This is a genomic window from Paenibacillus sp. GD4, from assembly GCF_030846225.1.
Lineage (GTDB): Bacteria > Bacillota > Bacilli > Paenibacillales > NBRC-103111 > Paenibacillus_G > Paenibacillus_G silviterrae.
Window position 1 is genome coordinate 334,360 of the sequence record NZ_JAVCYK010000001.1, and the last position, 22,264, is coordinate 356,623.

General features: G+C 53.1%; 21 protein-coding genes. 4 read left to right on the forward strand and 17 right to left on the reverse strand.

Going from position 1 to position 22,264, the window contains the following annotated elements; translation table 11 throughout:
• Positions 1–80 precede the first annotated feature (80 nt).
• From RAC89_RS01470 to RAC89_RS01510, 9 genes are all read right to left on the reverse strand, one after another.
• A complete protein-coding gene (locus RAC89_RS01470; RefSeq protein WP_306611295.1) occupies positions 81–2,471 on the reverse strand; it encodes an S-layer homology domain-containing protein in 2,391 nt (796 codons plus the stop codon).
• Positions 2,472–2,633: 162 nt separating this feature from the next.
• The gene (locus RAC89_RS01475; protein WP_306611297.1) at positions 2,634–3,620 is read right to left on the reverse strand and encodes a LacI family DNA-binding transcriptional regulator; all 987 of its coding nucleotides are present in this window, start codon (positions 3,618–3,620) and stop codon (positions 2,634–2,636) included.
• A 30-nt stretch (positions 3,621–3,650) separates the two neighbouring features.
• Complete coding sequence (locus RAC89_RS01480; RefSeq protein ID WP_306611298.1) at positions 3,651–4,409, reverse strand: SDR family oxidoreductase; 759 nt, start codon at positions 4,407–4,409, stop codon at positions 3,651–3,653.
• Between the two features lie 11 nt (positions 4,410–4,420).
• Positions 4,421–5,248 (reverse strand): phytanoyl-CoA dioxygenase family protein, encoded by an 828-nt coding sequence (locus RAC89_RS01485; RefSeq protein WP_306611300.1) that lies wholly within the window; start codon positions 5,246–5,248, stop codon positions 4,421–4,423.
• Between the two features lie 158 nt (positions 5,249–5,406).
• Complete coding sequence (locus RAC89_RS01490) at positions 5,407–6,939, reverse strand: extracellular solute-binding protein (protein WP_306611302.1); 1,533 nt, start codon at positions 6,937–6,939, stop codon at positions 5,407–5,409.
• Positions 6,940–7,031: 92 nt separating this feature from the next.
• Entirely contained in the window at positions 7,032–7,892 is an 861-nt protein-coding gene (locus RAC89_RS01495; RefSeq protein ID WP_306611304.1) for a carbohydrate ABC transporter permease, read from the reverse strand.
• Positions 7,886–8,746, reverse strand: a complete 861-nt coding sequence (locus tag RAC89_RS01500) for an ABC transporter permease (protein WP_284644881.1) — start codon at positions 8,744–8,746, stop codon at positions 7,886–7,888. The genes RAC89_RS01495 and RAC89_RS01500 overlap by 7 nt, the downstream gene beginning before the upstream one ends.
• Positions 8,747–8,968: 222 nt before the next feature.
• Complete coding sequence (locus tag RAC89_RS01505) at positions 8,969–10,756, reverse strand: cache domain-containing sensor histidine kinase (protein WP_306611306.1); 1,788 nt, start codon at positions 10,754–10,756, stop codon at positions 8,969–8,971.
• Between the two features lie 6 nt (positions 10,757–10,762).
• A complete protein-coding gene (locus RAC89_RS01510; protein ID WP_306611307.1) occupies positions 10,763–11,932 on the reverse strand; it encodes a response regulator transcription factor in 1,170 nt (389 codons plus the stop codon).
• Positions 11,933–12,120: 188 nt separating this feature from the next.
• On the opposite strand from RAC89_RS01510, the gene RAC89_RS01515 reads away from it, so the two are divergent.
• On the forward strand, positions 12,121–12,609 hold the full coding sequence (locus RAC89_RS01515; RefSeq protein ID WP_306611309.1) for a GyrI-like domain-containing protein: 489 nt from the start codon (positions 12,121–12,123) through the stop codon (positions 12,607–12,609).
• Here RAC89_RS01515 and RAC89_RS01520 read toward each other — a convergent pair.
• From RAC89_RS01520 to RAC89_RS01530, 3 genes are all read right to left on the reverse strand, one after another.
• On the reverse strand, positions 12,585–13,574 hold the full coding sequence (locus RAC89_RS01520; RefSeq protein ID WP_306611310.1) for a helix-turn-helix transcriptional regulator: 990 nt from the start codon (positions 13,572–13,574) through the stop codon (positions 12,585–12,587). The genes RAC89_RS01515 and RAC89_RS01520 overlap by 25 nt on opposite strands.
• Before the next feature lie 137 nt (positions 13,575–13,711).
• Positions 13,712–14,641, reverse strand: a complete 930-nt coding sequence (locus tag RAC89_RS01525; RefSeq protein WP_306611311.1) for an aldo/keto reductase — start codon at positions 14,639–14,641, stop codon at positions 13,712–13,714.
• 23 nt (positions 14,642–14,664) lie between these two features.
• Positions 14,665–15,666 carry a Gfo/Idh/MocA family protein gene (locus RAC89_RS01530; RefSeq protein ID WP_306611312.1) on the reverse strand — a complete coding sequence of 334 codons (1,002 nt, stop codon included), beginning with the start codon at positions 15,664–15,666 and terminating at the stop codon, positions 14,665–14,667.
• 125 nt (positions 15,667–15,791) lie between these two features.
• On the opposite strand from RAC89_RS01530, the gene RAC89_RS01535 reads away from it, so the two are divergent.
• The 3 genes from RAC89_RS01535 (at position 15,792) to RAC89_RS01545 (ending at position 19,126) form a co-directional block, all read left to right on the forward strand.
• The gene (locus RAC89_RS01535; protein WP_306611313.1) at positions 15,792–16,631 is read left to right on the forward strand and encodes a helix-turn-helix transcriptional regulator; all 840 of its coding nucleotides are present in this window, start codon (positions 15,792–15,794) and stop codon (positions 16,629–16,631) included.
• A gap of 77 nt (positions 16,632–16,708) precedes the next feature.
• Positions 16,709–18,868, forward strand: coding sequence for a DNA topoisomerase III (locus tag RAC89_RS01540; RefSeq protein WP_306611314.1), 2,160 nt, complete (start codon positions 16,709–16,711; stop codon positions 18,866–18,868).
• A 57-nt stretch (positions 18,869–18,925) separates the two neighbouring features.
• A complete protein-coding gene (locus RAC89_RS01545; RefSeq protein ID WP_306611315.1) occupies positions 18,926–19,126 on the forward strand; it encodes a tautomerase family protein in 201 nt (66 codons plus the stop codon).
• Positions 19,127–19,134: 8 nt separating this feature from the next.
• On the opposite strand, the gene RAC89_RS01550 is transcribed toward RAC89_RS01545, so the two are convergent.
• From RAC89_RS01550 to RAC89_RS01570, 5 genes are all read right to left on the reverse strand, one after another.
• Complete coding sequence (locus RAC89_RS01550) at positions 19,135–19,440, reverse strand: hypothetical protein (protein WP_306611316.1); 306 nt, start codon at positions 19,438–19,440, stop codon at positions 19,135–19,137.
• A gap of 23 nt (positions 19,441–19,463) precedes the next feature.
• Complete coding sequence (locus RAC89_RS01555) at positions 19,464–20,354, reverse strand: TIGR01777 family oxidoreductase (protein WP_306611317.1); 891 nt, start codon at positions 20,352–20,354, stop codon at positions 19,464–19,466.
• Positions 20,355–20,459: 105 nt separating this feature from the next.
• Positions 20,460–21,263, reverse strand: a complete 804-nt coding sequence (locus RAC89_RS01560) for an alpha/beta hydrolase (protein ID WP_306611318.1) — start codon at positions 21,261–21,263, stop codon at positions 20,460–20,462.
• A gap of 33 nt (positions 21,264–21,296) precedes the next feature.
• Positions 21,297–21,638 carry a bacillithiol system redox-active protein YtxJ gene (gene ytxJ / locus RAC89_RS01565; protein WP_306611319.1) on the reverse strand — a complete coding sequence of 114 codons (342 nt, stop codon included), beginning with the start codon at positions 21,636–21,638 and terminating at the stop codon, positions 21,297–21,299.
• Between the two features lie 22 nt (positions 21,639–21,660).
• Entirely contained in the window at positions 21,661–22,170 is a 510-nt protein-coding gene (locus tag RAC89_RS01570) for a metallophosphoesterase family protein (protein WP_306611320.1), read from the reverse strand.
• Positions 22,171–22,264 lie beyond the last annotated feature (94 nt).

A 22,264-nucleotide genomic window follows, 5' to 3' on the forward strand; every position in this document is an offset into this window, starting at 1 on the left:
CAGTGTGTAACATTATACCATTCCTTCCTATAAGAAAAAAGCTAGCCCCTTGAAATAGGAGACTAGCTTCGTTTTTATTTTCAGTACATCGCGTTCGGCTTATCCTGCAATTGGCTCCGAACCTGCAGGAAGCTGAAGAAGGCTGTCGCTGCTTGAGCGCGTGTAACCTGTCCCGCCGGCTTAAATTGTCCGTTATCGAGCGACATGATCGACAGCTTCGTAATCAGAGCGATCTCACCCGGATTCTTGATACCGTCCAGATCGGAAGCTTCGGAAGCGAACATTCCCTCGATTTGGGCCAGCTTCTGGTAGCCGAGGGCGCGTACGAGCAGGCTTGCCAGCTCGCTGCGTGTCAATACTTCATCCGGCTTGAACTCACCAGAGGTACGATCAATCAGACCGCGGTCTATGGCATTCTCAATATAGGCAAAATATTTATTATCCTTCGCGACGTCGCTGAAGCTGGCCGTACGCTCGGCATACATCGCCATAGGGAAGTAAGGATATCCTCCATTTACGGCAGCGAGCAGCATTTTGACCATTTCACCGCGAGTGATGCCTTCATCCGGCTTCACCATGCCGTCCTCTACATCCAGAGCTTGATAATCGATCATCAGGGAAAGGGCGGCTTCCGCCCAATGGCCTTTAATATCGGCAGGCGGTGCGGACGGCGGCTTTACGACGCTTCTGTCTTCCCGATTTTTCCATTCGCCCGTTTGGGCGTCAAGTACTGCCGGCTGCAGGAATTGATATTTCGGAACCAGCTGGTACACAAGTCTTGCTTCCTGTTTTTTTCCATTCTCGCTCGGCTTGACAACGCCGGAAGCGACAAGCAAGTTATACTTTTCCATCGGGATGGGCTGGCCGCCGTCGATGTAAGAATTCATCATGTATTGAAGCTCGACATGGTATTGATCCAACAGCTTAGCCGTAGCTTCGGCGGAAGTGATTACTTTCGGCTGGCTGGACGGATAATCGATTCTCATGATGTTCGAATAAAACTGCTTGATCTCCCCGGTTTGCAGGTCCAAACGAAGATGAGCGGAATCATATTCCGTATTCACGCCCCCGACAATCCGTTTAAAATTGAACGCGTAGCCGTCTGTGTAGGCAATCTTCTCTTGAAGTGCATCCTGCTCGGGAGCCGGCTCAAGGAAGAGCTCATGGGCATAGGCCGGCAGTAAAGTCTTCATGTGCTGAATGGCTTTTTCCTTGAGCTGGTCATAGCTTAGCTTATTTTTCCCTTCCTGCTTCGAGTCCGACGCCATAATGCGGTAATCGTACTTGGAGTATTGAAGGATTGCGCCTGTATTGCTGTCCACGGTAGCATGCAGGTTGCGGCCGCCTTGGTCGGAGCCATCCTCAGCCAAAGACCAGCGAAGCTCCCATTGAACGCTGGACTTTCCTGTCCACGGGTCAACGTTCTCTCGATAAGAAGCATCCTCCAGCTTGGCATCCTTCGGAACACCGATCAACGACTGCACACGCTCTACAGCCTGCTCCTTCGTCAGCTTGAGGCCTTCCTTCACTTCCTCCTTCAGAGGCTGCTCACTAACCGGCACCCACTTTGCGTCCGGATTTTGCTTTCTTCCATCCAGCGTAAGAATGTCCCCTTTTTCTGCGTCAAGCAGGAAGGGCTTCATACGGTAAGTAAGCAGCGGATCGGCCTTGCCAAAGCCGTTGCCGGGAAGCACGTACACCAGCTCCAGGTCCGACTTCGTTTGGAACGCTTCCTCCGCTTGCTGCTGACTGATTGGCTTCTCTACGTTCTTAAACAGAATAGCCGGATCCCATTGCTTATTGTAAGACAACACCTTGCCGTCGCCGTTTACACTTATCATAATAAAATTTTGCGGGAAAACAACACCGTTAACGACCCTAACGAACTTTATGGAATGCTCAATTCGGCCGGTAAGCGGCTGCCGTGTCGGATAATCCTTGGCATCGTAATATTGAAGCTGATCCTTCAGCTCCGGGCTCAGCTTAGCTACGCTGTCCAAGGCGATCTGCTTGGCCTTCTCCAGGTCTACCTTCGGCGGATAACTGACAGCCTTGTCGCCTTCATCCTGATACGAATAGAAGGAGTTCAGCTTGCCTGTATCCGAGTCGATGGAGACGGACACGCTTCCGTAATGCCTTCTCTGGTCCTGCTTTGTGAATTGGATATTCCACGCACCGGTTTGCCCCGATAGTAGCTGCATATTCTGGTAGCTTACACCCTGCAGAGTATAGTCCGAAGGCACTTCAACATATTGTTTGGCAAGCTCGATTGCTTTTTCGCGGGTAATCTTCGTATCCACAGGCGCTTCCGTAGAACCGCTGCCCATCATGGCTTCCGCCTTCCCCATAACCGCCGGCCCATTCATGGGAATGGATTCACCCATCGGTGTCATCGCACCGGCAACCGGAACGGAGCTGAACAGCATCGCGGCGCTAACCCCAACAAATCCAAGCTTGGACAATCTTTTCACGTGAACGCTTCCCCCTCAAAGTAAAAATCATAATTGATTTCGTATCCTTTGACGGAGACGGATTACCAAATGTTTCATCAAAACCGGTTTTAGAGGTAAATTTTTTTCAGCTGCATTGGAGCGGGCTAAATCCGGTTGTTTTTAGGTCGTGTTCACTCCTATTCACTGCATTGTAGATGCCCGAGGCACCAGCTCGGCATCCACCGTGAGTGACTGCCGCGGCTTTCCTTCAAGCTCATCAAGCAGCATCTGAGCCGCAGATTCAGCCAATGACCGGCGCGGATAATGGAGCACCGTTAGAGGAGGATCCGTCTGCGAGGACATGAGAATATCCTCACAGCCGGCAACGGCAAGCTGGGAAGGAACCTTCAAGCCATGCTCTCTGCAGGCGGACAAGCACCCTGCCGCCATAAGATCGCTCGCGCAAACCAAAGCCGTGAAGGACCAGGAATTTGACGCCAGCGTCCTATTCAGCGTTTGAGCGGCTTGCTCGAATCGACCGCCGCCATCGAGCAGATCCTCCGCATGCCATGACAGTCCTTCCAAACGAATCGCTTCGATAAAGGCTTGCGCTCTAACTGTATAATGAGTGGCGGCCTGCCCGCCTCCCATAAACCCGATCCGCCGGTGGCCCTGTTCCTGCATATGGAGAACCAGCTTCCTCATGGCATGGCTCCAATTGATGTCGACATAAGGAATATTTCCTTGTTCCGACAGAGGCTGCATGACGGACACCACCGGCAGCCCCATTGACTTGAACTGCTCCACGGTTTCGGACTGCAAGGATTGGCCGAGCAGCAATATGCCGTCCACGCGCCCCATAAACAAGCTCTTCAGCTCAGGCTCCTCCAAAGTGGTGTACGTCTGGAAAAACACGAAATAGCCCCGGGCACGGAAATAATGCTCGATCGTGAGCAGCAGACCGGCTTCAAATGCGTTGCCGAGATAATTGACCAATACGGCGATTTGATTCGACCGTTTGGTCTTTAGCCCCCGTGCCAGCTGGTTGGGCTGATATCCCAGCTCCTTCACTGCCTTTAGAACCCTTTGTCTTGTTTCTTCCTTCACGATGCTGCGATTATTGAGTACATAAGAGACGACCGCAACGGATACTCCCGCGCGGTCGGCAACTTCCTTTCTGCTTGCCATAATAAGCTCACCCTGCTACCAGATTGGATTCTATATTCCGTAGGTACGGCCGCCGTTGACAGAGAGACACTGACCCGTGATGAACCTCGACTCATCCGAGGCGAGAAACACAACCGCATTCGCAATATCCAAGGGTTCCCCCATCCTTCCGAGAGGCACGGCCGATTGATAGCCCGAAGTATCGGCGCCTTCATGGCGTTCCACCGGTATCCAGCCCGGAGCAATAAGATTGACGCGAATCCCGTGCGGTCCCAGCTCACTGGCCCAGGATCTCGTCATGCCGATCATCGCCGCCTTAGCCGTAACATAGCTGGAGAAACGGGCATTGCCGATCTGAACGACCTCACTGCCGATATGAATCAAGCTTCCCGAGCCGTTGCTCTTCATTCCGGGAAGCACCTCCTTCGTCAGCAGGAGAGGCGCTTTCACGAAAAATTCCAGCTGATCCAAGTACGTCTGCCAAGTGCTCTCCTCCAAGGGGAGCATAGGCTGCGGACCTGTTGCATTGTTAACCAGAACGTCAATGCTGCGCCCGTAATGGCCTTCTACACGATGAACGAGCTCGGACACCTCCTGCTCCCGGGTAATGTCCGCTTGAAAAGCGGTCGCATTCCCGCCGGCAGAGGTGATCATACGTATCGTTTCCTCCGCATTCGCCGCGTTGTTGGCATAATTAACGGCCACACTGGCTCCGGCCTCCGCCAACGACGCCGCGATATGCCTGCCGAGCCCCCTGGATCCTCCGGTTACCAAGGCCAGCTTGCCTGCCAATCTTTGCTTGCTTCCCATAAGGAGCCTCCTTATTCGTATACGCTTTCTCCGGTATTCTGTCGATTTAGCTCCTTTAATGGTACCATAGTTTCCGATGGAACGTAATATTTGAAAGGATTCTCATCGATGACCCCGAGCAGCTGCTTCCGGTATGGCGAAGCGTTCTGCAGTAGCTTTTCGGAGGCGGTACGATAATCGATCGGACGCATCCAAATCGGACTGTAGCCCAGGAACAGCTGGCGGCGTGTATAGTCCGAATGGTTCGGCGCGCCGGCGTGCCACAAATTTTGCGGAAAAATGAACACGTCTCCGGGCTCCCCGCACACCTGCACTTCACCCTCTACCATACCGCGCACATCCTGCGTCTCCGGGTGGAACGGCTTGTTATGAGAGCCGGGAATGATCTTCGTATTCCCGCGGTTCGGCTGCGACATATCGCTTAAGATGTAGCAGGTTTTGATATAGTAAGTAGAGGTGATGCCGTTCTGCTTGGGAAACTGAGGATGCGGTCCGTCCTGATGCCAGTTGATGAAGCTCTGGGTTGCCGTTTTCTCATCGTTTGGATTCGGCTTACGAATCGTCAGATGCGAGATATGCAGCTGAATGTTGTAGCCCAGCAGCTGGACCATGAGCGGAAGCAGAGTCGGCTCATCAATCAACGAAGCGATCTCTTCATGACGCTCCACACTGTTATATATGTTATACGCTAGTGACTCCGGCTCCTGTGCAATAATCTCATCGATGGCATTGTTCAAACGCTGTACCTTCTCTTGAGACAGTACGCCCCGTAAAATCAAATAACCGTCCTGTTGAAACTGTTTCGTTAATTCAGGAATATTCAGGCTTGTTTGCGGCATGCTTCATCTCTCCCTTTGAAAATATTACTCGAGTAAATTTACTCGTGTAAATTGTTGCTCGTTGTTATTATACAATATTTTCTTTTTTCTGAGAAGGGATCATTGTTATCCATTGGCAGCATCCGGAGGAGGGTTACCGCCCTCCCCCTAGCCTGCGTTTATTTCACATAGCCGAGCTCTTTGATTCTCTTCTCCGCTGCATCCAAATACGCTTTGTAATTCATGGAGCCTTCCAGTGTTTTCACGAAGCTGTCATACTCGCCCAGCGGGCGCTTGCCATATACGAACTTGGACAGCTCTTCCTCGATATAGCGATTTGCATCCGCCGCATTATAACCGTTCGGGTAATCGATGAAGCCGTTCAGCGCTTCAATCCGTGGCTGCTTGCTGGCAAACTCCATGAACTTGGCTTGCGGAGCGAACTTCACTGTCAAGTATTCCATCTCCGGCCGGCCGGTGAACTGGTACAGCCAGAAGTAGCCGCCTTCCTTGCCCATAAGCTCCGTAGGCACCACCTTCGAGCCATCGAGGTTATAATGCTTGCCCTTCACGCCGTATTGCACTAGGAGAGACCCATCCTTGGAAGAAACGTAGTTGAGCAGATCAAACACCTTTTGCAGCTTCTCGGGCTGCTTCTCCAGCGCCTTCGGGATCGCATACATGCCTGCGGACTTTCCGATGTCCCAAGCTCCGGCGAATTGACCGCCCGGTCCTTTAAGGGCATCTACCTGTACCCAATTGGCATTCGGATTCACTGCTTTAATCTGTTCTACGAACTGCTCCTTCGTTACGTTCGGCCAGTCGATGTAGATGATGCCCGCCTGACCTTTAATGGCCTTCTGCTGGTGCTGCAAGCCCGAATTTGCCATCAGCTCCGGATCAACTGCACCTGCCGCAACCATTTTCTGAATGAAGCCGAGCGCATCCTTCATGCCGGAATCATAAAGCCCGTTAACAAGCTTGTTGTTCTTCACATAAAAGCTCGGTACCCCATCCGTATGCCCTACGCCATAGGCGCCGAACACAGGCTCGAATGCCCCCAGCTTGCCGCCGGTCAGCCCGAACGTATCCTTCTTCCCGTTGCCGTCAGGGTCCTGCTCCGTGAACGCCTTGGCAACAGCCAGCAGCTCGTCGGGGGTCGTAGGTATTTTTAAATTCAGCTTATCCAGCCAGTCCTTTCGGACCCAGTACGTATTATACGGAACCTGAGGCGTCTTCGCGATAGCGAACGTTTTCCCGTTCAGCGCTCCCTTCTTTAAGCTGTCCTTGCCGATAAAGTCCTGCACCGGCTTCAGCTTATCGAGATACGGCGTCAAATCCAGCAGCAGGCCCTGCTCCGAGAATTGCTTCAGCTGCTGACGGTCCACTGCGAACAAATCCGGAAAATTCGCCGATGCCATGCGTACGTTCAGCTGGTTTTTGTAGTCATCCCCGGAAGCATAAACCGTCAGGTTGATTTCCGTCTTCAGCGCTTTGTCCAGCTCTTGTTTAATAATATCCTGATCGGGTGACGGCAGACCGCTGCCGGTTTCAATGATGTCCAGCTTGACCGGCTTATCCGATGCAGGCGCCGAAGCTGACCCGCCAGCCGGTTTATCCGATGGAGCCGTGGCTCCACCGCAGCCCGCAATCAGCGTCCCTCCGGCAAAGGTCATGGCTAACAATACCGGCACGTAAGCTCTCTTTTTCATAGATACCCCTTCTTTCCTCTAAATGAATTTCATATATCGACACCGACCTCAGGAGCCGCCCGGCTGCAGTCCGTAAGCCCCTGCTTCCGGAATCAACCTTTCACAGAGCCAAGCAGCATCCCTTTGGTGAAGTGCTTCTGGATGAATGGGTATACGAGGATGATCGGCAGACTGGCCGAGACTACGGCAGCCATCTGCATCGTTTCGGTAGGCAGCATGTTCTCGGCGTTCTCGAGCGGCTGCTGCGTCATCATAAGAATCTCGCGGATGACCACCTGAAGCGGAAACAAGGTGCGGTCGGTTACATACATAATCGCCTGAAAAAATTCATTCCAATGACCGACCATGTAGAACAAGCCGATGGTCAGCATAGACGGAACGGAGAGGGGCAGCACAATTTGCAGCAGGATGCGGAATTCCTTCGCCCCGTCCATGCGAGCGGATTCGAACAGCTCCTCGGGCAAGTTTTCGAAGAAGCTTTTCATAATGAGGACATTGAAGCTCCAGATGGCATTCGGCAAGATCATGGACCAGACGGAGTCCACCAGGCCCAAGGACTTGACAATCAGATAGGTCGGGATAATGCCTCCGCTAAAGAGCATCGTAAAGACGACCATCAGCAGAAATAGGCTGCGACCAGGCAAATTGCGCCGGCTGAGCGGATAGGCCATTAACGCAGTCAGCACCAAATTCACGATCGTACCCACTACCGTAATGAAAATGGTAATCCAAAACGCTCGAGTAATACCCGTTTCGGTAAACAGCTTATGGTAAGCTGTGAACGTAATCGACTTCGGTACCAGGATGAAGCCGCCGTTCTTAAGCACCTCGGAGAATGGGGTTATCGATACGGACACCACGTACATCAGCGGGAAAATGGCGGCCAGTGCGGCAATTCCGAGAATGACAACGACGACAAGGTTGACGATGCGGTCCTCCCAGCCTCTTACCATATGCCCTCACCCCATTTCTTGGAGAGATGGTTTGAGCCGAGCACAAGCACAAGCCCGATCACCGACTTAAACAAACCTACGGCGGAGCCCAAGCTGAAGTTCAGCTGCTGAAGCCCGGTTCGGAACACCCACGTATCCAGAATGTCGGCAACCTGATACACCTGAATGTTATACAAAATGTAAATTTGGTCGAAGCCGGCATCCATAATGTGGCCAAGCTTCAAGATCAGAAGCAACACGATAACGTTGCGAATTCCCGGAAGGGTAATATGCCAGATCATCCGCAGACGGCTGGCTCCGTCGACTCTCGCCGCTTCGTACAGGGTCGGGTCGATGGCCGTCATGGCTGCCAGGTAAATAATCGCCCCCCACCCAAGATCCTTCCAGATCTCTGAGCCGACGAGGATGGCCCGGAAATAATCGATAGAGGTCAAAAATCCGATTGATTGCCCCCCCGCCTCCTCCATCCAGCGGTTTACCAAACCGGAGCTTTGCGACAGCAGTGCAATCAGAATTCCGTAAATGATGACCCAGGACAAGAAGTGAGGCATATACGTTAAGGTTTGCACTAAGGTTTTAAACCAGCGCATCCGGCACTCATTCAGCAGGAGAGCCATCACGATAGGCGGCGCCATCCCGAAGATCAGCTTATAAATGCTGATTACAAAAGTATTGACCATCAGCTGACCGAAATAGGGAGATTGGAAAAAAATCTGAAAATGCTTGTACCAAGGGTCCGCCCAAGGGCTCTTCATGATGCCCTCCAGCATCTGGTAATCCTTGAACGCGATAATCACGCCGTACATCGGCACATATCGGAATAAGATGTAATAAAGAACACCGGGCAGCAGCATGAGATAAAATGCGCGAAACGCCCAAACCTGCTTTGTCGTCAGCTTCCATTTGTTCACTTTCAGCTTCGTTGCTGCCGCCGGCGAAGTCGTTGCCTGCTCCATAGGACCACCTCTTTTTTATACTGATTTAGATTTGCTCACCGGTTGATATCAGTATAGCAAGCGCTTTCTTTATCAGATATACAGTGATCCTGCGAAAATGTCCGAATTATTGTAAACGCTTCAATTGGGCTTTTCTGTATACTGTATTGCAGGAAGCTCAATCCGGATGAGGGTACCGATTACAGGCAGGCTGAAGATAGAGAGCCCGTATTCTTGGCCGAAATGGAGCCTGATCCGCTCATGCACGTTCATGATTCCGATGCCCGTAAACCGCTCCTTGCTTGGTGCCTTACGCCGTTCTGCGAACACATCCTGGAGCTGACCCGAATCCATGCCGAGCCCATTGTCGCGTACGGTAAGGATCAGCCTGCCTCGGACCAGCTTGGCCCGGATCTTTATGGCGCCGCCCTGCTTCCTAGGAGCGAGGCCGTGAAAAATCGCGTTCTCTACGAGCGGCTGCAGGGTAAGCTTAAGAATCGTACAGCTTCTTGCTTCCCGGTCGGCCTCAATGGTCATGTCGAATTTATCCCCATATCGAACCTGCTGGATGTAGGCATACATGCGAAGTCCCTCCAGCTCCTCCTCCAGCGTAACGAATTCCGTACTTTTGTCGAAGCTGAACGAGAGCAGCCCTACCAGCGACTTGATCGTCTCCCGAACGGCATCAATCTTATGCTGCTTCGCCAAGCTGCTGATGCAGGCCAGCGTATTATAGAGAAAATGCGGAGCAATTTGACTCTGCAGCATCTTCAACTCAAACTGTTTCTTTCGTCGCTCCGCTTCCTTCGTCTCTTGGAGCAAGTGATGAATCCGTTCCATCATGGCGTTATAGCTTCGCGTTAACCGGCCGATCTCGTCATTGCCGATCACGGCGATACTCGGCAGCACCTCCATATCCCGAACCCGGTCCATCTTTGCGACCAGCGTACGTACGGGATGCGTCACATAGCGGCTCATCATATAGGTGCTGACCAGAACGATTAGAATCCAGAACACCGCTGCCGTATTGAAGTTTTGATACAGACTGCGAATATTTTGATAGAAGTAGCCGTCCTCGTAAAAGGCTATAAAATACCAGCCTAGCTTGTTCATACCCGATTTGACCGCGACCAGCTGACCTTGCGGCCCTTTCAGCTCGGATACGCCGATGGGCAAATCCGCCGCCTCGTTAACGAAGCCCGTGTTCAGCTCCGGCGGAAACACGCTGGTGTTGTATGGAAGCAGCCGGTAAAAATGCAAAGGCAGCGCCGAATCGAAGGAATGCACCACATTTCGCTTATTCGTAAGGATGGCAAACGTCTGATTTTTCGTGTTCATGAATTGCGCCAGCATGTTGGTCAGCTGAACTAGGTCGATTTCCACGACGGCCATGCCCAGAAACTCCTCCGTATCGGCTGACGTTATGGGAAGAATGAACGCAACCGTTTTCCCGGACATCGGCGATTGATAGGGCTCGGTAATGAACATGCCGTAGGTCGTTTTCGCTTTTTCCAGCAGCTGTTGAATATGAGGGTTACCGATAATATCGAAGGTAGTTTGGGAGCTGACCATGACCTGACCGTCGGCACGGACGAGGTACAACGTTTTGTACAAAGTGCTGTTCTTAGCAGCATACTCGCGCAGTACCTTCGAGGCCTCGCTCTCCTCTCCTTCCTTAAGCAGATCGTCTCTGGTGGAGATCAGCAGAAGCAAATTCTGAACGTTATCCAAATAGGCATTCATGTATAAGTTGGTCCGGTCAATGATGACCTGAGAATCGGTAAGCACCTGCTTGCGAAAGAGAGCCTCCGCATCCCTCAGGTTCATCCAGGCGAGACCCCCGAACAACAGAAGCGTACCCATCGATAAAAAAAGAAAATGTTTGGCAACCATGCTGCGGCCGCCAAACCAGTCCAGTACTTTTCTCATATACGATCAGCCCTTTTTAAATTCTGTGGGTGCAACCCCGGTCCAGCTGCGGAACAATTGAGAGAAATAACGGTAGCTCGGTATCCCCACCCGTTCGGCTACCTCATAGATTTTAAGCGTTGTGTTTTGCAATAGCTGGACGGCCCTTTCCATTCGCTGCCGGGTCACGTAATCGTTGAACGACTCTCCCGTCTCTTCCCGAAACAGTCTGCTTAAATAATAAGAGCTGAGTCCCACCTCCTCCGCGACCGTAGTCAGCGTCAGCGGCTCCGCGAGCCGGGCTGCAATGATCTCTTGCGCTTGAAGCACTTCTCTTCTTATTTTCTTTCTGGATTGGGGTGAAACGGCAAGAAGCTCCCGGAGTTCTGCTGCAAGCTCCTCCCTGCTTGTAACCGGACCCGTAGCGTCAATACTGCAGCGAAGTGGGCTGCTTATGTCGTCAATGCAGCTGTGTTGTATGGTTTGAAGGAAATCGTTTAGGTACTTATCGGTTGACGCCGGCTCTCCCGGGAACCGGAGGAGCAGAACAAACATTTGCTCGCTTAAGGGTATATATATGAACGATTTGTCGGAACGGCCTTCCCATTCCTCCAGCCGTTGAAGCAGAGACTGGGTTTCGGCGCCTCCCGCCATGGGGGTTAATCGAACAGGATAACAGGGGAACAAGCTTAGCAGCGCCTCCTCTAACTCTTGGTGCCCCGGACTCAGCTCGGCCTCCCCCTTAAGCAGCGGACCTATCCTAAGGATAAGCTCCTGCCGCAGCCGTCCTCTCTCACTACGAAGATGATCTCTCTCCCGCTGGATCGCTTCCCTTGCTTTTCTTACGGCGTACTCCATCTCCTTCTCCTCAAAGGAAAGCTTAATCACATAGCTTAGCGCCCCCAGCCTAAGAGCTTCGCGTGCATAGGCGAACTCGCTGTGGCAAGTCAGAAGCACGAATTGCGTCAGCTGCTGCCGCTGTCTTACCCGTCGAAACAGCTCCAGACCGTCCATGACGGGCATGGTAATATCCGTTACCACAAGATCCGGCTCCAATCGACGGCACAGCTCGAGAGCCTCCTCCCCATTCTCGGCCTCCCCGACGAGCACCGCCCCGAACGCTTCCCAGGGAAGCGAGCGCAGCTCCTGCCGAAGCGGCAGCTCGTCATCTACAATCAGTACTCGAATCGGCTCCATCCTGTGCATCCCCTCTCAAAATGCAATCGCTTACAGTTCAGCATAGCAAATGTCAGGACGTTTTTTTATACATGAATGCAGTAATAATGTTCAAAAATCGCAACAAGCGCGAATAACTAAGACAGGTTCTGTCACCCTTATCTGATATCCTTTCCTTGTAAACGATCATATCACACGGGAGGCTAACCATGAAACCAGCTTTACAACACCAATCCACGATCTATGTTATCGGAATCCGAGAGGAGCACGTCATGTCCGAAGAAGGCGGCATTCCGACGATCCTCTCGCAATGGGGCCGCTTTATGGCAAGAGTACATGAAATTCCAAACCGTGATGAAGCTACGCTCGGCATTTGTCTCGGCATGCCTCAGGAAGGTCCATTCGACTACGTGACGGGAGCAGTCCTACGGAATTCAAAGGCGTCAATTCCCTTGGGCATGGAGCTTGTGCGTCTTGAGCCGGCGGAATACGCCGTATTCACTCACCAGGGACCGATTGCAGCCCTTCACGAAACCTACATCGCGATTGAGCAATGGCTAAAGGAAAATGGCGGGTATCGTAGGGCTGCCGCACCGGAATTTGAGCTGTATGATCATCGCTATATTTCTCCGGACAGCCCGGACAGTGCGTTTGATATTTATGTGCCGGTGGCTCAGCTGGAAGGCTTGGAAGCATGATAAGCCTCAAACAGCTTGACCGCCGCTTGTCTAAGCTGTTCCCGCAACTCCTGCGGCTCCCGGATGACGGCATCGGCACCCATGCTTAAAAAATACTCCGTATAATAATCAAAATCATCCTGTTTGATGTGCAGACGTAAGGTTCCGGTGCCGTCATCATTCACCTGAAGCTCGTCGTGGAAGATGCCTTCCCATTGACAGCGGCGTACTCCCTCTGTCGTTAGCTCGGCAATGAGCGGCATCCGTTCAGGGTCGGAGGCGTATACGGCCGAGACAGGTTGACCTTGCGGTAGAAGCCACATCTGCAGCGGGTAGCCGCTTACATCGACTGTCTTGGCTCCTTCCTCCATTTGTTCCGCTTGGAGCACGCGATCGACGCGAAACAATAAATACTTCTCTCGATGGAAGCAATAAGCCGGGCAGTACCAGTAGCCGTTCTGCGAGTATACGCCAATAGGTTGTATGGTCCGGGATTTGGCTCCTTCTCTTGAATCATACAAGACTCGTACCGGCCTCATCTGCAAAGAGGCATCCAGCAGCAATCTCAAATGCGGTGAAGGCGCCTTCCGCTTGGGAGACCAGAAGATCACGCGCTGCTTCATTTTGTCGATCGTACGTTTCGTATCGTCAGGTAAGTAGTAGTAAAACTTATTTAATGCGGTAACGGCTTCCTCATCGAAGGGCAGCGACCCGTAATGCTGCAGTGACTGGTACGCGAAAAAAATCGCGACAGCCTCCTGCTCCGAGAAGACGATCGGCGGCAACAGACGCTCGTTCAGCAGCCGGTACCCGCCGTTCGGTCCATATTCGGCGTAGAGAGGCAATCCTAGCTCCTCCAGCGCCTGCAGATCGCGCATTATCGTCCTGTTTGAGACGGAGAATTCCTCCGCGAGCTCCCTTACCGTAAACTTCCTCCGCTTATTGACAGCGATCATCAGCTCAATCAGCCGCTTGGACTTGGACATTCCTTTCGCTCCTCAAACATGCTATTTGGATAGTTTATAGTATAGCATGGCACTATGACAATTTCTGTCATAGATGAGCTCCCTAATAAAAATACCCCTGCCTGATACGTGATCCGTACCATAACAGGGGTAGCAACCTATTCTACGTGCTCCAGCCAGTGCAGCTCCTCCGGAGTTAAGCGTATACGAGAGCCTTCGATGCAGGAGTCCAACTCCTCCTTCGATTGTGCTCCGACCAATGCGCAGGTAGGAAACGGCTGATTAATGACATAGGCCAGCGCAATCTGGATCGGGGTTACGTTCTTCTCCTTGGCCAGCTGCTCAGCACGACGCAGCCGTTCCCAATTGGCATCGTTATAGAAGACACGTACCATATCCGCGTTGTCAAGCACGTCCGGGCTGAAGCGACCTGTGAAGAACCCTCTTGCTTGAGAAGACCAGGAAAGTAGCGGCATCTGATGCCTCTCATGCCAAGCGCAGTCCTCCGCATCTACGGAAACGCAGCCAGCCCAGAACGGCTCTTTCGGCTTGGCCAGACTCAAGTTCGGACTGCTGAAGCTGAAGCCGACAAGCCCGTTTGCCGCTGCATACTCGTTGGCCTCCTGCAGTCTAGCTGTGGACCAATTCGAGCCCCCGATGGCACGAATCCGGCCAGCAGCGATATGCTCATTCAGTGCATCGATGATGTGACTCACAGGGACATTCGGATCATCGCGATGCAGTGCGTACAGGTCGACATAATCCGTTCGGAGCCGCTCCAGACTGATCTGAAGCTCTTCCGCGATTACATCCCGGTTTACTCGAGGGCCTTGCTTGTTGGGGTGAGCCCCCTTGGTCCAGACGACTACCTGCTCCCGGTTGCCCCGCTCTTCCATCCACCGGCCGATGGTGGCTTCGCTCTCTCCCCCGCAATAACCAAAGGCGGTATCAATCGTGGTGCCGCCGGATGCGAGGAGATTATCCAGTACATCGCACACTTTATCATACACTTCGTGTCTAAAGAAATCCGATCCTTGAATCAGACGGGAAATCGGCTTATGGACTCCAGGAAGCTGAATCGTTTCCATTACGGGTTCCTCCCTTTTTTGGACTACAGCGTTACGCGAATGCGTTCCCGCGCGGACTGCAACGTTGCATCAATGACCTTCATGTTCGCTACGGCATCGGAAGGAGCAAAGGCAAGAGGCTCTCCATGAAGAATACTGCGTCCAATCGCGTCCGCCTGCAGCGCATACTGATTCACATAGGGCACCTCTACCTCTCTTCGCTCACCTTTTACCGTGACAAAGAAATGATCCTTCGCATCCCCCCTCGTGACGAAGGCAGACGGCACCTCAATCATTCCGTCCGTACCTACGACCTCAAGCGTATTTCTGCCCGCTGCCCACATGCCGCAGTCGAATGTCAGAGCCACATGATCGCTAAACTCCACGAGCCCGGATGTCATCATGTCCACATGGTCGTGCTCCGGCGAGAAGAAGGCATGCGCTGTTACAGCCTCCGGCTCGCGCTCAAGCAGCAATCGCGCGGCGCTTAACGGGTAGCAGCCTACATCGTATACCGAGCCGCCGCCCCAAGCCTGCTTATAGCGAACGTTATTTGTCGCTTTTGCATTATTAAAGGTAAACGTACCGTGGATGCCGCGAATCGCGCCAATCTCTCCGGATTGAATGATGTCGCGAATCATGGCATAGCGGGGATGATAGCGGTACATGAACGCCTCCGCCAGGACGACTCCTGCCTTAGCACAAGCATCCGCCATCTCTTGCGCTTCCTCTGCATTCAGGGCAATCGGCTTTTCGCATAACACATGCTTTCCGGCTTCCGCCGCGCGGATCGTCCATTCCTTATGTAAATGGTTCGGCAATGGGATATAGACGGCATCAATGCTGTCGTCTTCCAGCAGCGCCTCATAGCTGCCATAAGCCGTCGGAATACCTAGCTTGTCTGCCGTTTCCCGGGCATTGCTAAGTTCTCGGCTTGCGATAGCTGCGACTTCGCCCGTTTCCGATTGCTGAATCCCCGGAATCACCGCACGCTTTGCAATTCCGGCGCAGCCGATGACGCCCCATCGCACCTTTTTCGAACTCATATCAGCATCTCTCCTTGAAGGAAAATTAATACGATATTGCCATTATACTTATGCCAATTTAAAATGAAAATATAAGCTTTTTGCAGATAGATACAATTATATTGTCATTATGGGAGTGGAGTCTTTTGAAAAGACAGCGTTTTCTTCCCACCATTGCGGAGCAGCCGTTTTTCATCCTGCCGGAATCCGTCGGTTGGTACTGGGACGACCCGGAGCATACGGTGGATCGACGTGAAAATTCATGGAATACCTTCAGCATCCATTACATCGTCAGCGGGAAAGGGTACCTTGAAACGGTTCAGGAAACGTACCTGCTTGAGCGGGGCGACGCCTTCTTGTATTTCCCCCTGCAAAGACAGCGCTATTACAGCGACCAGGAAGATCCCTGGAGCGTTTTATGGATTCATTTTTACGGTACGGCCATCAACGAATTCCTGATTGAACGCGGCTTTCACCGTTCCCATCTGTGGACGCTCCGGCAAACCAAGCCGCTGGAGCAAGCCTTCGAGGAGCTTCTCACCGAGCTGGAAAAGGAAGAGTTTTACCATCTGTCCCGCATGTCCACATTAACCTATGCCATTCTAGCCGAGTTCGTAAACCAGGCGGTTCCCCAATCCGCCGTGAAGCTGCCGGAATCTACGGATCGTATTCTACAGCTTCTGCCCCGCATGCAAAATGAAGCCTGCAAGCCGTTCGATCTCCCTTACTGGGCGCAGCAGGCGGAGGTGAGCACCTTTTATTTTTGCAAGCTGTTTAAGAAGGCGACCCAAATGACTCCCATGGAGTTCATTACGTTATGCCGCTTGCAGAAAGCGAAGCAATGGCTGCTCGAGAAGAAGGAATGGACGATCCGCGAGATCGCCATGGAAGCGGGTTACCCCAGCATCAGCTATTTTAACAAACGGTTTTTGGAGCAAGAAAGCATGACCCCGTCGGAATATCGGCAGCTGTACTGGAAACAGTAGGCCTTCCTCTGGATTTGACGCAGGCGCATGATGGTTGTACGATGAATGGAATGCTGAGTGAAAGAGAAGGAGAAGGTATGAAATCATTAGTTCTTGCGGAAAAACCGAGCGTTGCCAAAGAAATTGCCCGCGTGCTCGGCTGCAATCAGAAGCATAAGCACTATATGGAAGGACCGAAGCATGTCGTCACCTGGGCGCTAGGGCACCTTGTAACCCTAGCGGAGCCGGAGGATTACGACGTGAAGTTCAAAACCTGGGATCTCGAGGATCTACCTCTGCTTCCGGGCCGGATGAAGCTTAAGCTGATCCGGGAAACGACGCCGCAGTTCAAAGCGATACAAGGACTTGCCGCACGTCCCGACCTCGATCAGATCATTATCGCTACCGATGCCGGCCGTGAAGGAGAATTGGTGGCCCGGTGGATTATGGAGATGATCCGGTGGAAAAAGCCTTACAGCCGTTTGTGGATTTCCTCCCAAACCGATAAGGCGATCCGCGAGGGGTTCGCTTCGCTTAAGCCAGGCACTGCCTACGATCCATTGTACCGCTCCGCCGTGTGCCGTGCGGAGGCCGACTGGCTGATCGGACTCAATATTACCCGAGCTTTGACCTGTAAGCACAATGCGCAGCTCTCGGCCGGACGGGTTCAGACGCCTACCCTGTCCATCCTGATGGAGCGGGAACGGCAGATCAAGTCGTTTCAGTCAAAGGACTATTGGATGCTGCGGGCGCAGCTTGGATCGTTTCAGGCCATGTGGCGTGGCAAGGAAGCCCAGGACGGCCGTTTGTTTGATAAGGCGGAGGCAGACCGGCTGCTCGAGAAGCTGAACCGGGTCGGACAAGCCAAAGTAACGAAGCTGCAGGTAGCGGAAAAAAGTGAGCCGCATCCGCTCGCCTATGATCTTACGGAGCTTCAGCGAGATGCGAACAAGCGTTACGGCTTTACGGCGAAGCAAACCTCGAATGTGCTGCAGCGCCTATACGAACAGCATAAGCTGGTTACGTATCCGCGAACGGATTCGCGTTATTTGTCAACGGATATGGTTCCGACGCTTGCGGGAAGAATCGAAGCCTTGCATGTGCCCGCGTATGCCGGATGGGTCAAGCCGCTTCTGCGGAAACCGCTGCCGATCACGAAGCGTATCGCGGATGACAGCAAGGTTACCGACCATCACGCGATCATTCCGACGGAGGAACGCCCTCATCTGCAAGCCTTATCGGCCGACGAGCGCCGCCTGTACGACTTGATCGTGAAACGGTTCCTCTCGCTCTTCTACCCTGTCTTCCGTTATGACGAAACCTCGGTTACGCTCGACATCGGCGGCGAGAGCTTCTATGCGAAGGGGCGAATCGTCAAGGACGAGGGCTGGAAAAGCGTATACGGCGTGGACGCCTCCGCCATGAGCCTTGATGAGGAGGAGGAGCAGCGTCAGGAAGAAGAGAACGGCCCACGTCAGACTCTCCCTCCGCTTTCCGTCGGCACGGAGCTGAAGGAAGTGCGCTTAGGACTGCAGAAGCTGGCGACGAAGCCGCCGGGTCGATACACGGAAGCCTCCTTGCTTACCGTGATGGAGAAGCATGGCCTCGGCACGCCGGCTACCCGGGCGGACATTATCGAGAAGCTGCTCTCTTCCGATACGATCGAGCGCAAAATGAATGTGCTCCAGCCTACAGGCAAGGGAGCACAGCTGATCGAGCTGGTCGTTCCGGAGCTTAGGTCGCCGGAGCTGACGGCCGAATGGGAGCAGGAGCTCGAGCGCATTGCCAAGGGACGCGGCGACGCCAAATCGTTCATGGACCGGATTCGCTCCATGACGGAGCAGATCGTCAAAGAAGTGAAGACCAGCGCGGCCGAATATAAGCCGCATAATCTGACGAGCTCCCGCTGTCCCGATTGCAGCAGCCCTCTTCAGGAGATCAAGAGCAAGCGAGGAAAGCTGCTCGTCTGCAGCAGCAAGGAATGCGAATATAAACGCGCGGCGGAGCCGCAGCTTTCGAATAAGCGCTGTCCGCAGTGCCGTAAGAAAATGGAGATTCATACCGGAAAAGCAGGCAAGTACGCACAATGCCGTCCGTGCAATGTCGTTGAAATGCTCGGAGAGAAAAGCAGCGGCGGAGGCAAAGCCGCCAAACGGCAGCAGGCCCAGCTCGCCCGTCAGTTCAGCGATAATGTGGAGCTGACCAGCAGCCTTGGGGATGCGCTGAAAGCGGCCTTGCAAGGCAAAAAAGAAGATTGAGGGCTTGGTCCCCCAATCTTCTTTTTTAGCAAAACATCCCGCATAGGAGGAATCGTCATGCCCTATATTAACCTTCAAATCACGAAAGGCGCTACCCGAGAGCAAAAAGCCCAAATCGTACAACAGTTTACGGAAACATTAGTAACGGTTCTCGGCAAAAAGCCGGAGCATACCCATATCGTCATTCAAGAAATCGATGAAGAAAACTGGGGCTTTGCCGGTATGCTAACCGATAATTACCGTAAAAGGGAAGGTTGAAGCCTTCCCTACCCTAACAAGGGGAACTGCCCGCGAACCTGCTCGTCAAAAAACCGCCGCAGCTGCTCCTTCTCCCCTTCCGTGAACTGAAATTCACAATCGCGGCCTTCGTCCTGAGGCACGATTTGTACCACATCTCCCCGCCGGGTGCATATGATCAATGCGGATAAGTCCTCCACATCCTCCGGCTGCTTGCCGTCCGCCAGGGCAAACGAGATTTCCACATCCACCCACTGCTCATCTCTTGGCTCCACACGCGCCTTCAAGCGCTCAAAAATAAGCTCCTCGACAACTGGGTCGCCATAACGAATCATTTTCTAACCCCTCCGAACCATAATCACTTTCTTACCAAATCTTCTAGCGCCATCTCCAGAGTCGGATAGCGGTATTCAAACCCGTGTTCCAATGCGGCCTTCGGCAGCACGCGTTGTCCCTCCAGGAGCAGCGTCGACAGCTCGCCGAACAGCAGCTTCATGGCAAATGCCGGGACGGGAAAGACATAAGGCCTCCCCATGACTCTTGCCAGCGTCCTCCCGAATTCATCGTTCGTTACCGGCTGAGGAGCCGTTGCATTGACCGGCCCCTCCAAGCTGTCCTGACGAATGCAGTAATCGATCAACCGGCAAATATCGGTTACATGGATCCAGGAGAGCACCTGCCTGCCGCTTCCGATTCGTCCTCCCACACCAAGCTTGAATGGCATTGCCATTTTGGGAAAGGCCCCCCCATCGTTCCCCAGAACAATGCCCACACGCAGAAGCACGATGCGTCTCGCCGGGATCTGCTCGGCAGCAATCTCCCATTGATCCACTACGCCGGAAAGAAAATCGATGATCCGGGGCTCACTTTCTTCGGAGAATGTTGCTGTCTCCGACACACCGTAGATCGAGATGCCGGAGGCGTTGACCAGCACAGGCTTCTGGCGAAGCTGGTCGACCGCAAGGCCGATTCTTCGGGCCGCATCCAGACGCGAATGCATAATTCGTTCCTTCGCCTCATCCGTCCAGCGTTGATTGATGGATTCCCCGGCCAAGTTGACAATGGCATCCGTTCCCTCCAGAAGCTGCGGCTCACGCTCCAGCTCCGACCAAGTCAACACGGGAACCTTCGACGGGCCTGCCGTTTGCTTTGTCCGCGAAATCAGGACGACGTCGGCCTTTTGATCGAGCAAATACTTCACCAAATGCTGTCCGACAAAACCGGTACCTCCGCTGATGGCCACCTTCACAAGCATTCCCCCACTTCAGGAAATCACTTCATGTAACTATTATAGCGCATGAGCCATAGGAACAAAAAATCCGCATAACAGCATGAAAGCTGCATGCGGACTTGCTTAGCAATCCGTTAGGGCCCATTGCCGCTCCAGAAACTGCAGCGCCTCAGGCAGATGGCCGCCGAAATAATCCCAGGTATGCTCCCCTTCAAATTCCATATATTCGAACGGGTATTGCAGTGCCTCCAGAACATACTGGAACCCTACATTCATAGGGTATAAATAATCGTTTTTGCCGCAGTTGAAATGCAGCGCCGGCCGGTTCGGCAAGCTTACGGCACGCTCCGCCAGCACGTGCAGATCGTATTCCTTCGCGTAAACGCCGTGGACCGGACCGATCATACGTCCCGCATCCGAACGGTGAAATTCCGGAGCAAGGAACTTCGAAGAAATCATCGCTCCCGCGATGCTTGCCGCCGCTCCGAACAGCTCCGGATGGCGGAGCGCCAGCATGAAGGCGCCATAGCCTCCCATGGACAGACCGCAAACATAGCGCTGCGAGGCTTCCGCGACCGTACGGAATTGGTCATCCACCAATGGGATGACATCCTCGATCAGGTAATCCTCAAACCGACCCGTGCCGTCATACCAATTGAGGTAGAATGTGCCTGTGCCGTAGCCTCCGTCACTCGGCATCACTACGATGCATTCCCGCAGCTGCCCCTCTCCGATCATCCGGTCCAGCGTTTCCTGAGCCTTGCCGTTCTGGAGCCAGCTCCACTCCGAGCCGTGCAGGCCATGGAGCAAATAAATGACGGGATAGCGTCGATCAAGACTTGCTGCATAGCTTGGCGGCAAGTAGACGTTACACGTTTTACGAGCATAAAGCGCGCCGGAGAAAAAAGGTACGGTCTGAACGCTCATCGTCGACATCTCTCCTCTCCCATGAGGTAGATCTTAATCCAGAACCGCAGTCATATGTGCCTTGGTGATCGACCAATGGGACGTGTTCCAGATGGTTTCTTTATTTTTAATATATAAAATTTGCGGCGATGCATGCTTCACACCGGTATCCTCCGCAATTTGATTCGATACCGGACGCGATTCAATGACCTTCACAAGGAAGTAATCCACGCTCTCGTTCGGCGATTTGCCCAAATAGTTCTCATATTCCTCCAGCGCGTTGAAGCTTACAGGACACGCCGTGCTGTGCTTTAAAATAACAAAGGGCTTCTCGGAGGATCCCTCAAGCAGCTGTTCCCATTCCACGTTCGTTGTAATTTCCTTCCATTGGATCATATCGATCACCCTCCTGGTCACGTTATACGCCGGCCGTCGACGATTTATCATCATAATAATAATGCTCGGCTTCGATTGTATTACCCAAGGTCAGCACCCCGTAGGAATATCGGGGCTGTCTCCTCTTGTCTGTGGGCGATCCGGGATTAAAGAGCAGGATACCCGCGCGGTTCTCCAGATACGGTATGTGAGAATGGCCGAAAACAATCACGTCTGCCGCCTCGGATCGAAAAGACGCAAACGCTTGATCCGGCGTAGAACGGCCCCCGTCACCGTGAACGATACCGATGCGGTAACCGGCAAAGGTCAGCAGCTTCTTCCGTCCCAAGCGGGCGGCCAGCTTCTCACCGTCGTTGTTGCCCGCCACCCCGTCCACGGGAGCGATCGCGGCGAACAGCTCTATCACCGATTCATCCATCCAATCGCCGGCATGCAGGATGGCGTCGACTCCGCGTAATCCTGCCACGAGCGCATCCGGCAAAGCCTTCGCCCTGCCGTACATATGCGTATCCGAGACGATTCCCAGCTTCATTGCCGCCACCTCCAGCCCAGTGCAATTGTTGTACTATTTTACCATAGTTTCGGTGAAAAAGAAAAAGCACCCTGCGGGGTGCCCTTCATGACAA

Coding starts and splice junctions, on each gene's coding strand:
- RAC89_RS01475 (WP_306611297.1), bottom strand. CDS start 3,620: ATGGCAAGCAGAAAGGAAGTTGCCGACCGCGCGGGAGTATCCGTTGCG.
- RAC89_RS01480 (WP_306611298.1), bottom strand. CDS start 4,409: ATGGGAAGCAAGCAAAGATTGGCAGGCAAGCTGGCCTTGGTAACCGGA.
- RAC89_RS01485 (WP_306611300.1), bottom strand. CDS start 5,248: ATGCCGCAAACAAGCCTGAATATTCCTGAATTAACGAAACAGTTTCAA.
- RAC89_RS01490 (WP_306611302.1), bottom strand. CDS start 6,939: ATGAAAAAGAGAGCTTACGTGCCGGTATTGTTAGCCATGACCTTTGCC.
- RAC89_RS01495 (WP_306611304.1), bottom strand. CDS start 7,892: ATGGTAAGAGGCTGGGAGGACCGCATCGTCAACCTTGTCGTCGTTGTC.
- RAC89_RS01500 (WP_284644881.1), bottom strand. CDS start 8,746: ATGCTGCTGCCCGGTGTTCTTTATTACATCTTATTCCGATATGTGCCG.
- RAC89_RS01505 (WP_306611306.1), bottom strand. CDS start 10,756: ATGAGAAAAGTACTGGACTGGTTTGGCGGCCGCAGCATGGTTGCCAAA.
- RAC89_RS01510 (WP_306611307.1), bottom strand. CDS start 11,932: ATGGAGCCGATTCGAGTACTGATTGTAGATGACGAGCTGCCGCTTCGG.
- RAC89_RS01515 (WP_306611309.1), top strand. CDS start 12,121: ATGAAACCAGCTTTACAACACCAATCCACGATCTATGTTATCGGAATC.
- RAC89_RS01520 (WP_306611310.1), bottom strand. CDS start 13,574: ATGTCCAAGTCCAAGCGGCTGATTGAGCTGATGATCGCTGTCAATAAG.
- RAC89_RS01525 (WP_306611311.1), bottom strand. CDS start 14,641: ATGGAAACGATTCAGCTTCCTGGAGTCCATAAGCCGATTTCCCGTCTG.
- RAC89_RS01530 (WP_306611312.1), bottom strand. CDS start 15,666: ATGAGTTCGAAAAAGGTGCGATGGGGCGTCATCGGCTGCGCCGGAATT.
- RAC89_RS01540 (WP_306611314.1), top strand. CDS start 16,709: ATGAAATCATTAGTTCTTGCGGAAAAACCGAGCGTTGCCAAAGAAATT.
- RAC89_RS01545 (WP_306611315.1), top strand. CDS start 18,926: ATGCCCTATATTAACCTTCAAATCACGAAAGGCGCTACCCGAGAGCAA.
- RAC89_RS01550 (WP_306611316.1), bottom strand. CDS start 19,440: ATGATTCGTTATGGCGACCCAGTTGTCGAGGAGCTTATTTTTGAGCGC.
- RAC89_RS01560 (WP_306611318.1), bottom strand. CDS start 21,263: ATGAGCGTTCAGACCGTACCTTTTTTCTCCGGCGCGCTTTATGCTCGT.
- ytxJ (WP_306611319.1), bottom strand. CDS start 21,638: ATGATCCAATGGAAGGAAATTACAACGAACGTGGAATGGGAACAGCTG.
- RAC89_RS01570 (WP_306611320.1), bottom strand. CDS start 22,170: ATGAAGCTGGGAATCGTCTCGGATACGCATATGTACGGCAGGGCGAAG.